The sequence below is a fragment of the Sorangium sp. So ce1504 genome, assembly GCF_051521635.1.
Taxonomy (GTDB): domain Bacteria; phylum Myxococcota_A; class Polyangia; order Polyangiales; family Polyangiaceae; genus Sorangium; species Sorangium cellulosum_B.
In genome coordinates, this window is the sequence record NZ_CP150365.1 from 2,453,817 (window position 1) to 2,465,590 (window position 11,774).

Below are 11,774 nucleotides of genomic sequence, written 5' to 3' on the forward strand. Positions count from 1 at the left end.
AGCGCATGAGCACCGCGGGACCGGACCCCTCCGACCTCGATCGAATCGCCAACGCCGCGCTCGCGCGCGTGGACAGCGGGATGCTGCTCGGGCTCGGCACCGGGCGGGCGTCCGAGGCCTTCATCCGCCGCCTCGGGGAGCGCGTCCGCCGAGGGCTCCAGATCAAGGGCGTCGCCACGTCGGAGCGCTCGGAGGCGCTTGCCCGCCGCGAGAACATCCCGATGGTGTCGCTCGAGGAGGTCGAGCGCCTCCACGTCGCCGTCGACGGCGCGGACGAGGTGGCGCCCGACCTTGGCCTCATCAAGGGCCTCGGCGGCGCGCTCCTCCGCGAGCGCGTGGTCGCCTACGAAGCCGCGCAGTTCATCATCCTCGTCACGCCCGAGAAGCTCGTCGAGAAGCTCGGCTCGCGCGTGCCCATCCCCGTCGAGGTGGTGCCCTTCGCGAGCACGACGGCCACGCGGCACCTGATCGCGCTCGGGGGCAAGCCGGCGATCCGCAGGAACGCGGACGGGTATCCCTTCCAGACCGACAACCACAACTGGATCCTCGACACCGCGTTCGGCCCGATGGATGCGCCCGCAGCGGTCGACGCGCGCATCCGCAAGATCCCCGGCGTCGTCGACACGGGGCTGTTCCTCGACATGGCGACCCTCGTGCTGGTGGCGGACCCGGGCGCCGTCCGCGAGCTGACGCGTCAGCGCTAGCTCCGCGCGTCACGAATCCCGTCGGGGATCGCTGGCACGCGAGGCCAGGGAACACGGCCTTCGGGCGGGCGGCGCCAGCGCGGCGCGCGCCCGCCCATGGCGGGACCTCTGACAGGCGGAGCTAGCGCGCGTGGCGATCGAGCCTGCGGGCCAGGTCGTCCAGCGCGAGGTTGCCCGGAGCCCCGAGCGACACGCGCGCGCGGAGGCTCGCCGCGGCGTCGCCGGCCGGGAGCGCCGCGATCTCGGACGCGACCTTGCGGTAGGCCTCGCGGAAGGGGACGCCCTCCACGGCGAGCTCGACGGCGCGATCCGTGGCGAAGCACTCCGGCGTGATCGCGCGGGCCATGCGCTCCCGATCGAACGCGAGCCCCTCGACGAGCCGCGGCAAGAGGCGCGACGTCGCGAGCGCCTCGTCGAGCCCGCGCATCGTGGGGCCCTTCGTGAGCTGGAGATCGCGGTGGTAGCCCGACGGGAGCGCCACGATGGACTGCACCTCGGCGAGCGCCCCCTGGACGACGGAGCACGCCGCGCGCATGAGCTCGACGACGTCGGGGTTGCGCTTCTGGGGCATGATCGACGAGCCGGTCGTGAACGCCTCCGGGAGGCGGATGAACGCGAGCTCGCTCATCGCGAACAGGCTGAGATCCCACGCGAGCCGGCGGCTCACGGCCATCACCTGCCACGCGGCGGCGAGGATCTGCGCCTCGATGATGCCGCGCGACGTCTGGGACGCGAGCGGGTTCAGCGCCACGCCGGCGAACCCGAGCTCGCGCGCGACGCCGACGCGATCGAGCGGGAGGTTCACGCCGAAGCCCGCGGCGCCCCCGAGCGGGCAGCGATCGACGAGCGCCCGCGTCGCGCGCACCACGTCGATCGCGTCGGTGAGCCCCTCGACGAACGAGGCGGCCCAGTAGCCGACGGACGACGGCACCGCCCGCTGCAGGTGCGTGTAGCCGGGCATCGGCGTCTCCGCCTCGCGCCTGGCGAGATCGAGCAGCGCGCGGGCGCCGGCCGTCGCGTTCTCGGCGAGCTCGTCCAGCGCGTCGCGCTCGTACAGGCGCGTGGCGACGAGCACCTGATCGTTGCGGCTCCGGCCGGTGTGCACCTTCTTGCCCGCGTCGCCGATGCGGGCGACCAGCGCGGCCTCGATCGCGCTGTGGCCGTCCTCGTCGTCCTCGGTGAGCCGCAGCTCGCCGGCCTCGTTCTGGGCCGCGAGCACCTCGAGCTCGCGGACGAGCGCGTCCCGCTCCGCCTCGCTGAGCACGCCGATCCGCGCGAGCCCGCGGACGTGCGCGATCGTGGCCCGCAGGTCGTACGCGAGCAGGCGCTGATCGAGCTGCCAGTCGTCGCGCGAGGTGTAACGCAGCATCTGGGCGTCGGTCGCGCCCCCTTTGTCCCACAGTCGTACGCTCATTCAGCTCCCCAGGCTCTCGTCCACGAGAGCACGGATCTCGGCAAGCTTCTTGGCCTTGCCCTCGTCCAGCGGTCGCGGCTTCGCCGCGCCGGCCGCGGGCGCGAGCTCTCGCTCGAGCTCGCGCAGCTCGTCCTCCGCCGTCCGCGCCGGCCGGCGCTTGCCGAGGCCGAGCGCGCGGGCCAACCAGCTCCTCGACTCGCCGATCGCATAGTCGTCCGCGGCGATCCGGTCTGGCGCGGCGCGCAGCATCCGGACGAGCGCGGCGTTGGAGCTGACCCAGACGGCGGACTCGTCGAAGTGGGCGCGCGGCGTCACGTCGAGGTGCCGCGCGGCGGTCCGATCGGGCACGTCGTGCAGCCGGCAGTAGACGGCGAGCGCGAGCGCGAGCTCGTCGACCGGCATCTTGGTCGCCGAGTGCACCTGCACGCCGCCGCAGCCCTTCGCGTACAGGTAGGAGCCGTTCGTCGCGAGGACGCCGAAGCCGAGCAGCACGGCGGCGAGATCCACCGCGGGCTCGCGGTCCGACGGCGCGAGCGCGTCGAAGGCGCCGGCCTCGCTCAGGAACATGTACGCCACGGCGCGCACGAACGCCGTCGTGAGCACCGTGGGGTTGCGGAGCTCGCCCGCGGAGAGCGCGACCCGGTACCCGCCGTCGCCGCGCGGGGCGACGCGCTCCAGCTTCGACTCCAGCGCCATCCCGCCGCATGCGCCGCTCGAGCAGCTCACCGTGCTGGCCTGCCCCTCGGGGGTGACCACCGCGAGCTCCACCGGGACATCCTGGAGCCCGGCGTGCTCCTGGACCCGCAGCATCAGCGCGGCCACCGTCTTTGGCGAGCCGTCGAACGCGTCCGGGAAGAACTCGGCCGTCGGCTGCACCAGCCCGCGCACCGGCTCCGCGCCGTGCTGGAGGAGCGTTGCGGTCGTACGAAGGATCCAGCGGATCTGCGGTTCGTCCGGGAGGTCCATCCAGCTACTGTATGCCACCGCTGCGCGGCGGTCGCGCGGTAGTTCCCAGGTAGCGGCAGCGGAAGGCGGGCCGGGCGGCAAGGCCTGGCTCGGGGACGCGAATTTTGGCGTTTTTTTGTCCATGCCACTTCCTTTTCGACGGCGGTCGGCGACCGCGTAAAGTTGTGCCCCCATGACGGAAGAGGCGAAGGGCATCTCCGAGAGGAAAGCGGATCACATCGAGCTCTGCGCGACCGGCGATGTCGGGTTCCGCGCCAAGACCACGCTGCTGGAGCAGGTCGAGCTGATCCACGACGCGTTGCCGGAGCTCTCCCTCGACGCGATCGACACCTCGGTGCTGCTGCTCGGGAAGCGGCTCCGCGTCCCGCTCCTGATCGCGGCCATGACCGGCGGGACGGAGCGCGCGCGTGCGATCAACCGGGAGCTCTCGCAGATCGCCGAGGAGCGCGGGTACGGCTTCGGGCTAGGGAGCCAGCGGGCGATGCTGAACGGCGACGTCTCCGCCACCTACGAGGTCCGCGCGCACGCTCCGACCACCCTCGTCCTCGGGAACATCGGCGCCGTGCAGGCGCGATCGCTGTCGACGGAAGCGGTCGCCGAGCTCGTGGCCCAGGTCGGCGCCGACGCGCTCTGCGTCCACATGAACCCCGCGATGGAGCTGGTCCAGCCGGGCGGCGACCGGGACTTCGCCGGTGCGCTGGATGCGATGGGCCGGCTCGCGAGCGGCCTCAGCGTGCCGGTCGTCGCGAAGGAGACCGGCTGCGGGATCGGCCCAGGGACGGCGTACCGCCTGGTCCGGGCGGGCGTCCGCGACCTGGACGTCTCCGGCGCTGGAGGCACCTCCTGGGTCGCCGTCGAGGCGGCCCGCGCCGAAGGTGCGGCCCGCTCCCTCGGTGAGGCGCTGCGCGAGTGGGGGGTACCCACGGCCGCCTCGGTGCTCATCGCCCGTACTATCCGTCCTCGCTTCAAGACGATCATCGCGACCGGGGGCATAACGAGCGGCCTTGACGTCGCTCGAGCGCTCGCGCTCGGCGCGCATGCGGCCGGGATCGCACGCCCGGTCCTCCAGGCGTTCGTCTCGGGGGGACGGGACGCAGCGGTGCGGTACCTCGAGAGCGTCGAGGCCGAGCTCCGGGCGGTCATGCTGCTCGTCGGCGCGCGCGACGTCGCGTCGCTCCAGAAGGCACCCGTGCTGCTCGGACGGGAGCTGCGCAGGTGGACCCGGTTGCTGAAGCAGATGAAGCAGATGGAGAGGGCGTAGTCGTGGCGGTGGGGGCAACGGGGGTAGGGGGGCCGAGACGGCGGGGTCCGGTCCCCGGGGTAAGGCCGGCGGGGCCGAACCGACGTTGTCGGCGGGGACGACAAGGCGCCCAGCGGTCGCTGTCCTTGGCGGGGGCGCCGGGCACGCCTCTGGCGCGCGCTCGACGCTTCCGTCCGGTCAGCCCCGCATGATACGGTCCGAAGCTCTGGAGAACCCCGGGATAAAATGACGGAGAAAAAAGGGCGTCCGAGCGATCGTCCCCCCGAGGACCTGAAGAAGGAGCGCGATGCCTTCATTCAGCAATTCTTCCGCAAGGGGGCGCAGCTGACCGAGGAGCTCCTCCGCGAGAACGAGCGCCTTCGTGACAAGATCTCCGAGCTCGAGTCGGAGAACGGCAAGCTCCGCGCGCACCTCGCGAGTGACTCGGCCATCCGCGATCTGCTCCGCAAGATCGAGGAGCTCGAGCAGGAGAAACGCGACCTGGTGACGCAGTCGGTGCGGATGGTGGCGGCCTCGGACCGCTTCAACAGCCGCTACTCGGAGGCGGAGGGAGAGCTCGCGAACCTCGCGAACCTGTACGTCGCGCTGTCGCAGCTGCATGCGGCGCGCAACGTGCGCCATGTCCTCCGCAACCTCAAGGAGCTCCTGGCGCAGTTCCTCGGGGCGGGCGCCTTCTCCGTGTACCTGGCGTCTCCCGATGGTAAAGAGCTCGTCTCGATCGCGAGCGAAGGCGTTGCGGTCGAGGAGATCGTGCGCATGCCGGTGACCGAAGGCGTCGTCGGCCAGGCATTCTCGAAGGGGGAAATCTTCTTCGACGAGACCAAGGACGTCTCCAAGGGGAGCATCGAGGATCCCGCTGCAGTGATCCCGCTCGATTTCAACGGGCGCACCGTGGGTGTCATCGCGATCTTCAGCACGCTCCCGCAAAAGACGGAGTTCGTGAACGTGGACACCGAGCTCTTCAAGCTCCTCGGGGCCCAGGCCGCCCCCGCCCTCATCAACGCGCGGCTCTTCACCGACGCCGGCCGGAAGGTGCCTGGCGTCCAGGCATTCCTGGACCTGGAGGACTGATCATGGCCGAGTACTCGTGTCTGATCGTTGAAGACTCGCCCATGATGCGGCAGCTCTTGGTCTTCGCGCTGGCGCGCGTGAAGAACCTCCGCGTCACCGAGGCAGACGATGGCGTCGACGGTCTCCGCAAGCTCGCCTCGACCAAGTACGACGTGATCATCACCGACATCAACATGCCGATCATGGACGGGCTCAAGCTCGTCAAGCGCGTGCGCACGGATCCGGTCCACAAGGACACCCCGATCATCATCATCACCACCGAGGGGTCTCAGGAGGATCGTCAGCGCGCGTTGCAGCTCGGCGCGAACGCGTACATCACGAAGCCGATCCAGGCCCCGCAGGTCATCGCCAAGGTCAAGGAGCTCCTCAAGATCGACTGAGGCGCGCGCCGGCGGCCGCGCCCCGTCGCCCGCGTTCTGCGGGCGCACGATTCCATTCACCGGCCACTCGGGCGGCGCGGCGCCCTGCCGCGGCTGTGCGGGTCGGCGCTGGGATGAACCCGCGCCCCGCTCTACGGCTTCGGGCCGAACTTCAGGAGCACGCGGTTGCGGCCGGTGCGCTTCGCCTCGTAGAGCGCCTCATCGGCCGCGGCGATGAGCTCCATGCCGGTCTGCACCGCGAGCTCGGGGTGCGCCGCGACGCCGACGCTGATCGTCGTCGGCATGCGAACGCCCTCGTGCTCGAAGACCGACCCCTCGATGAGGATGCGCAGCCGCTCGCCGAGGATGCCTGCGTTCTCGAGCCCCACGCCGCGGCACAGGATGCCGAACTCTTCACCGCCGTAGCGCGCGAACACGTCCTCGGTCCGCACCGTGTGGCTCGCGATCTTGGCGATCCTCGCAAGCACGTAGTCGCCGGCGAGGTGCCCGAAGGTGTCGTTGATCCTCTTGAAATGATCGACGTCGAACATGAGCAGCGACAGGTGCGCGCCGTGCCGCCGCGCATAGGAGACCTCGGTCTCGAGTCGATCCAGGAAGTACTTCTTGTTGAAGGCCTTGGTGAGGGCGTCGCGCAGCGCAGCGTCGTACATCTGCTGCTGAAACGACTCATCCAGGTGGTCGTGGTAGGTGAACTTGAGGATGGTCGTCGAGCCCAGGCGGATCTTGTCGCCGTCGTGCAGGGCGACGCGCGTGATGTGCTCGCCGTTCACCATCGTCCCGTTCGAGCTGTTGAGATCCTCGATCAGCACCTGGCTGTCCATCTGGAGGAGGCGCGCGTGGCGCCGCGAGATGCCGTCGTCGTTCAGCCGGATGGTCGCCCCGGATGCCCGGCCGATGACGATCTCGGCGCCCTCGACCCGGTACATCTCGCCGACGTTCGAGCCAGCGAGCACGATGAGGTAGGCGCGGTCCTTCGGCGAGCGCGCCGGGATCTCCTTGTGGAGCTCCCCAACGTTGGCCACCCGCGTGGCCTCGAAGTCATCGTCGGGGAGGTAGCTGCCCATGCTCCCTGAGGATGATCCTAAATCCTTGAAATAGGTTCAAGCGGGAGGGCATGGCACAGGCGATGTTCCCTGTCGGGTAGGGTGCGTGACGGAGCGTCGCGCGTTTCGCGCGGCTCGAGCGTTTCCCACCCCTTGCGCGCGCTCCCGACGGAGCGCTCCCGCGCACCTGCGCGCTCACGCAGCCCTGCCGAGCGGCACCACGAGCTGCTCGACCCAGAGCTCGCCCGCTCGGAGCTCGACGAACGTCGCGTCGGCGTGCCCCGTGCCATACGCGGAGACGGCACCGCTTCGCACAAACTCGCCAAGCTCGCCAGGAGCGCGCGCACCGACACGCACGTGATCGACGGTGCCCCGCACGTCGCCCCGCAGCGAGCACGGCGCTTCACCCACCGAGCCGACGTTGATGATGCGCACGCCGCCCACCATCCGATCGAACGGGACGTGGGAGCCACCACAGATCACGACATCCGCCGGATCGTCGCCGAGCAGGGAGAGCACCTCCTCATCGGTCATGTCGTGAGAGATCGGCTCGAGCGGATCCGCCGGGGAGCCGTGGACCAGGACGAGCTCGCCGCCGTCCTCGAGCGGCAGGCGGTACGTCGGGGCGAGCCGCGCCAGCCGCGCAAGGATCAGCTCGCCGAGCTCGGTGCGCGTCTGGGACAGGCGATCGAGCCGCGCTCGCTCGTGCTCGCTCCGCGCCCTGACCTTGTCGAGGTCCAGCGTCGCCAGGGCGCGATCCGATACGCCCTGTACGCAAACCGCCTTGGCCTGGGTGAGCCGGCGCCACGTCTCGAGCGGCTTCGGGCCGGGAAAGCAGAGATCTCCGGCGACCAGGAGCTGGGTGTACCCTCGGCGCTCGGCCGTGGCCAGGACCGCCGCGAGCGCGTCGGCGTGGCCGTGAATATCCGAGACGCAGAGCAATCGCACCCGGCGAGCATAGGATCTGAGAGCGACGCCGCCAAGGCGCGAGGTGGGGCCAGGTCGCGATAAACCGGCGGTCGGGCCCTGCGGAACCGCCGTTCACGCCCCCACGGTCTTGCTAGCCTCCCGCCATGCAACAGGTCTCGAGGCTCCTGGAGATCGCGAGCGCGATCGATGAGCAACGCGTGAAGGACCGCGCGGAGCGGCTGTCGTCTCGGCTTCGTCCCGGGACGATGGCCTTCGCCATCGCGGCGCTCCTGACGGCCGCCTACCCCGCGATCGGCGCGATCATCGAGGCGAATCCGGACATCGTGGAGCGGCTCGCGGCGGAAGGCCACCAGACGGCGCGCGATCGCGCCACGTACCTGGCGCGGATCCGGAGCCGCGTCGGCGACGTCTCGGACACGGACCGCGTCCGGCGGGAGCTCCGGCGCGTGGCGCGCGAGGAGCGGATCCGCGTCGCGCTGCGCGAGCTGCTCCCGCCGTCGGCGGGCGGCGCGGACATCGACGTCACCGCGCGCGAGCTCACCGCGCTCGCCGAGGCCACGATCGAGGTCGCGCTCGCCGAGGCCGTCTCCGCCGTGACCGCGCGGTTCGGAGAGCCGCGCACCGCGACGGGCGCGCGCTCGAAGTTCGTCGTGCTCGGGATGGGGAAGCTCGGCGGCGACGAGCTCAACGCGGGCTCCGACGTGGATCTGATCTACCTCTACGACACGGACGACGGCCACGTGGGCCTGCCCGGCGACCGCGCCGTCTCGGTCACCTTGCACGACTTCTGGGCCCGCGTCGCGCGCCGCCTCACGTCGACGCTCGAGGAGGTCACGGAGGACGGCTTCGTCTGGCGCGTGGATCTCCGGCTCCGCCCCGAGGGCCGGAGCGGTCCGCTCGTCAACTCCCTGGCCGCGGCCGAGCGCTACTACGAGTCGTTCGGCCGCCTCTGGGAGCGCGCCGCGCTGCTCCGCGCCCGCGAGATCGCCGGCGATCTCGACTTTGGCGCCGAGGCGCTCGAGGTGCTCGGCCCGTTCGTGTGGCGGCGCCAGGTCGATCCGCAGCTCGCCGTCGACATGATCGAGCTCGTCGATCGCGCTCGCGCGGAGCTCCCGCACGACGCGTCGCGCGACCTGAAGCTCGGCCCGGGAGGGATCCGCGAGGCGGAGTTCTTCGTGCAAGCCCTGCAGCTCATCTGGGGCGGGCGCGAGCCCCGCGCGCGCGCGCAGGGCATGCTCGACGGCCTGCGGCGCCTGCGCACCCTGGGGTACGTGACCGACCGGGAGGGGCGGGAGCTCGTGGAGGGCTACCTCGCGCTCCGGCGCGCGGAGCACGCGGTGCAGTCCGCCACCGGCGTGCAGACGCACCTCCTCCCCGACAGCGAGGCGGAGATCACGCGCCTCGCGCGGACGCTGCGCTTCGAGGACGCCGCGGCGTTCCTGGCCGACACCGCGCAGCGCCGGGGGCGCATCAAGGCCCGGCTCCTGTCGCTCCTGCCGAAGGGGAGCGCCCGGCCGTCGCGGTGGATCGACGCGATGGCCGCGCTCGATCACGGCGATCGCGACGCGTTCGCCGAGGCGCTGGCGAAGCACGCCGTGCTCGTCCTCGGCGGCGAGCCGGCGGCCGCCGCCGACGGCGCCGCGCCCGGGCTCGCCGCGCCGCCGGAGCCGCACGCCTCGCTGACGGCGCGCTTCCGCGACGTCGCCGACGATCTCTTCGAGCTGTCCCGCCACCCGGACGGCCTGCTCGGGGCGCGCAGCCGCGAGGCGTCCTCGTCCCTCGCGGAGACGCTGCTCGCCGCGGTGGTCGACGCCGCCGATCCGGAGCAGGCCGCGCGCTTCCTCCGGCTGTGCTTCTCCCGCATCAGGCACTCCTCCGTCTACGCGCGCATGCTCGGCGATGAGCCGCGCGCGCTCCGCAGGCTCGTCGAGGCGCTCGGGTCGAGCGCGTTCATCGGCGACGCCATGGTGAGGTACCCCGAGCTCGTCGACGCCGTCCTGTTCGCGCGCGGCGCGCCGAGCGCCGAGCTGATCCGGCACACGATCGAGGCCAGCCTCAGCGAGGCGTCGCCGGACGAGGATCCGGAGGAGGCGCTCATCGGGGCGCTCCGGCGCGCCAAGGCGCGCGTCACCATCGAGGTCGGCCTCGCCGATCTGAGCGGCGAGGTCGGCACGCGCGAGGCGACGCTCGCGCTCTCGGATCTGGCCGACGCGTCGCTCGAGGCCGCGACGCGCTTCGCGCTGGGGACGCCGCCGGGCGAGCCCGTGCGAGGGCTCGCCGTGATCGCGATGGGCAAGCTCGGCGGACGCGAGATCGGCTACGGCTCGGATCTGGACGTCTTTTTCCTGTTCGACCCGGCGTGCGCGCCGCCCGGCGAGCAGGGGGCAGCGTCCGACCCCGGCACGTACTACGGGCGGCGCGCGCGGCAGATCATCCGGCTCATCTCCATGTCGCACGCGGCGGGCCCAGGCTACGAGCTCGACACGCGCCTGCGCCCGTCGGGCAGCCAGGGGCTGCTCGTCACGTCCGCCGACTCGTTCGCTCGCTACCACGGCATCCGCCGCGCCGACGCGGCTTCCCCGGCGCCCACGGAGCCGGAGTCGTCGCCGGGCGCGCGGCACATGCGCGCGGCGATCTGGGAGCGGCTCGCGCTGATCCGGGCGCGCGCGTCGGCCGGCGATCCCGAGCTCGGGGCGGAGGCGATCGCCATCGCGCACGAGGCCGCGTACCTCCAGGCGGACGACTTCGATCGGATCGCCGACGAGATCCACCGGCTCCGGCTGCGCATGGAGCGCGAGCTCTCGCACGAGCGCCGCGGCCGCCGCGACTTCAAGCTCGGGCGGGGCGGCCTCGCGGACATCGAGTTCGCGGTGCAGCTCCTGCAGATCCGGCACGGCGCCGATCCGCGCGTCAGGACCACCGAGACGCTCGCGGCGATCGACGCGCTCGCCGCGGCCGGACACCTCTCGGCCGAGCACGCCGAGACGTTCCGGGACGGCCACGCGTTCCTGCGCAAGCTGGAGCAGCGGATCCGCATCGTGCACGCGGACGCGTCGCAGCTCCTCGAGGAGGACGCGCCCGGGGTGCCGACCCTCGCGCGTCGGACGGGCATCCGGGGCCGCACCGCGGCCGAGGCCGCGCGCGAGCTGCTCGCGCGCTACGGCGCGATCACCGAGCGCGTACGCCGGGCGTACGCGGCCATCGTCGCGGGCGGCGCGGCGCCTCTCGGTGAGGCGAGCGAGGCGCGAGAGGCGAACACGGCGAGCGCGGGGGAATCGGGGGAACCCGGGGAACTGGGCGAAGACGAGCGCTGACGGTTGCCGTTGACCCTTGTCGGACGCGGTGGAATGCCAGGCGTTCCGATGACCACCCAGAGCGAGCAGAGCGCACGCCCGTCCGTCGGGCACCGTCATGTCACCGGGACGACCTCCCTCGATAGCCTCGTCGGCGCGCACCCGGGTGCGCTGAGGCAGTTCTACGAGGCAGGGAAGCCGGCGGATCCGGCGGAGCTCGGCGATCTGCCGCGAGGGCGCCTGCTCGCCCTGCAGCCGACGGCCGGGATCCACCTGGCGACGCGCCCGCTGATCACGGCGCTCGCGTCGCGCTGGATGCCCTGGAAAGGGAACGAGTTCGACCATGGCGGCAACTCCGGCACGAACGTGGTCTTCGGGAGCCGGATCTGCCGCTTCAAGGCGCAGCTGATCCCTTCGGAGCTCGACGGCGAGCCGACGCTCGCGCTGACGTATGGCGAGAAGGCGTTCGGCAATCCCTGGCCGGTGAGCGCGGTCAAGGACGAGCTGCGGACCGTGGAGGCCGGGCTCGCGATCGGGCCGATGCTGCTGAAGTGGCACGAGCGGTGGCACGCCGTGCTCTGGTTCGGGCTGACCCGCGTCGATCCGCAGTAATCGGCCGGACCGGCCCGAAGTCGGCTCAGGCGAGCCGGAGGCGCGAGCGTCGCTCGTCGCGGGACCTCGCTCGCGGCGCAATTGCGCGGAGCGCGTCGCC

At 71.9% G+C, this 11,774-nt stretch carries 10 protein-coding genes; 6 read left to right on the forward strand and 4 right to left on the reverse strand.

Going from position 1 to position 11,774, the window contains the following annotated elements; all coding sequences use genetic code 11:
• The first annotated feature begins 5 nt into the window (after positions 1-5).
• Positions 6-704, forward strand: coding sequence for a ribose-5-phosphate isomerase RpiA (gene rpiA, locus WMF39_RS09460; protein ID WP_437745210.1), 699 nt, complete (start codon positions 6-8; stop codon positions 702-704).
• A 121-nt stretch (positions 705-825) separates the two neighbouring features.
• Here rpiA and argH read toward each other — a convergent pair whose 3' ends face one another.
• Both argH and WMF39_RS09470 read right to left on the reverse strand, forming a co-directional pair.
• Positions 826-2,118 (reverse strand): argininosuccinate lyase, encoded by a 1,293-nt coding sequence (gene argH, locus WMF39_RS09465; protein ID WP_437745211.1) that lies wholly within the window; start codon positions 2,116-2,118, stop codon positions 826-828.
• Entirely contained in the window at positions 2,119-3,084 is a 966-nt protein-coding gene (locus tag WMF39_RS09470; protein WP_437745212.1) for a hypothetical protein, read from the reverse strand.
• 172 nt (positions 3,085-3,256) lie between these two features.
• Between WMF39_RS09470 and fni the strand changes: the two genes are divergently transcribed.
• From fni to WMF39_RS09485, 3 genes are all read left to right on the forward strand, one after another.
• On the forward strand, positions 3,257-4,345 hold the full coding sequence (gene fni / locus WMF39_RS09475) for a type 2 isopentenyl-diphosphate Delta-isomerase (RefSeq protein ID WP_437745213.1): 1,089 nt from the start codon (positions 3,257-3,259) through the stop codon (positions 4,343-4,345).
• A 225-nt stretch (positions 4,346-4,570) separates the two neighbouring features.
• A complete protein-coding gene (locus WMF39_RS09480) occupies positions 4,571-5,416 on the forward strand; it encodes a GAF domain-containing protein (RefSeq protein WP_272101442.1) in 846 nt (281 codons plus the stop codon).
• 2 nt (positions 5,417-5,418) lie between these two features.
• The gene (locus tag WMF39_RS09485; protein ID WP_012234398.1) at positions 5,419-5,796 is read left to right on the forward strand and encodes a response regulator; all 378 of its coding nucleotides are present in this window, start codon (positions 5,419-5,421) and stop codon (positions 5,794-5,796) included.
• Positions 5,797-5,927: 131 nt separating this feature from the next.
• On the opposite strand, the gene WMF39_RS09490 is transcribed toward WMF39_RS09485, so the two are convergent.
• Positions 5,928-6,860, reverse strand: coding sequence for a diguanylate cyclase (locus WMF39_RS09490; RefSeq protein WP_437745214.1), 933 nt, complete (start codon positions 6,858-6,860; stop codon positions 5,928-5,930).
• Between the two features lie 174 nt (positions 6,861-7,034).
• Positions 7,035-7,787, reverse strand: a complete 753-nt coding sequence (locus WMF39_RS09495; RefSeq protein ID WP_437745215.1) for a metallophosphoesterase family protein — start codon at positions 7,785-7,787, stop codon at positions 7,035-7,037.
• Positions 7,788-7,912: 125 nt separating this feature from the next.
• Between WMF39_RS09495 and glnE the strand changes: the two genes are divergently transcribed.
• Both glnE and WMF39_RS09505 read left to right on the forward strand, forming a co-directional pair.
• Positions 7,913-11,083 carry a bifunctional [glutamate--ammonia ligase]-adenylyl-L-tyrosine phosphorylase/[glutamate--ammonia-ligase] adenylyltransferase gene (gene glnE, locus WMF39_RS09500; RefSeq protein WP_437745216.1) on the forward strand — a complete coding sequence of 1,057 codons (3,171 nt, stop codon included), beginning with the start codon at positions 7,913-7,915 and terminating at the stop codon, positions 11,081-11,083.
• A 48-nt stretch (positions 11,084-11,131) separates the two neighbouring features.
• Positions 11,132-11,674 (forward strand): hypothetical protein, encoded by a 543-nt coding sequence (locus WMF39_RS09505; RefSeq protein WP_437745217.1) that lies wholly within the window; start codon positions 11,132-11,134, stop codon positions 11,672-11,674.
• Positions 11,675-11,774: the final 100 nt, after the last annotated feature.

What these genes read in the sequence shown, in the direction of transcription:
- rpiA (WP_437745210.1), top strand. Translation starts at nt 6, where the DNA reads ATGAGCACCGCGGGACCGGACCCCTCCGACCTCGATCGAATCGCCAAC.
- argH (WP_437745211.1), bottom strand. Translation starts at nt 2,118, where the DNA reads ATGAGCGTACGACTGTGGGACAAAGGGGGCGCGACCGACGCCCAGATG.
- WMF39_RS09470 (WP_437745212.1), bottom strand. Translation starts at nt 3,084, where the DNA reads ATGGACCTCCCGGACGAACCGCAGATCCGCTGGATCCTTCGTACGACC.
- fni (WP_437745213.1), top strand. Translation starts at nt 3,257, where the DNA reads ATGACGGAAGAGGCGAAGGGCATCTCCGAGAGGAAAGCGGATCACATC.
- WMF39_RS09480 (WP_272101442.1), top strand. Translation starts at nt 4,571, where the DNA reads ATGACGGAGAAAAAAGGGCGTCCGAGCGATCGTCCCCCCGAGGACCTG.
- WMF39_RS09485 (WP_012234398.1), top strand. Translation starts at nt 5,419, where the DNA reads ATGGCCGAGTACTCGTGTCTGATCGTTGAAGACTCGCCCATGATGCGG.
- WMF39_RS09490 (WP_437745214.1), bottom strand. Translation starts at nt 6,860, where the DNA reads ATGGGCAGCTACCTCCCCGACGATGACTTCGAGGCCACGCGGGTGGCC.
- glnE (WP_437745216.1), top strand. Translation starts at nt 7,913, where the DNA reads ATGCAACAGGTCTCGAGGCTCCTGGAGATCGCGAGCGCGATCGATGAG.
- WMF39_RS09505 (WP_437745217.1), top strand. Translation starts at nt 11,132, where the DNA reads ATGACCACCCAGAGCGAGCAGAGCGCACGCCCGTCCGTCGGGCACCGT.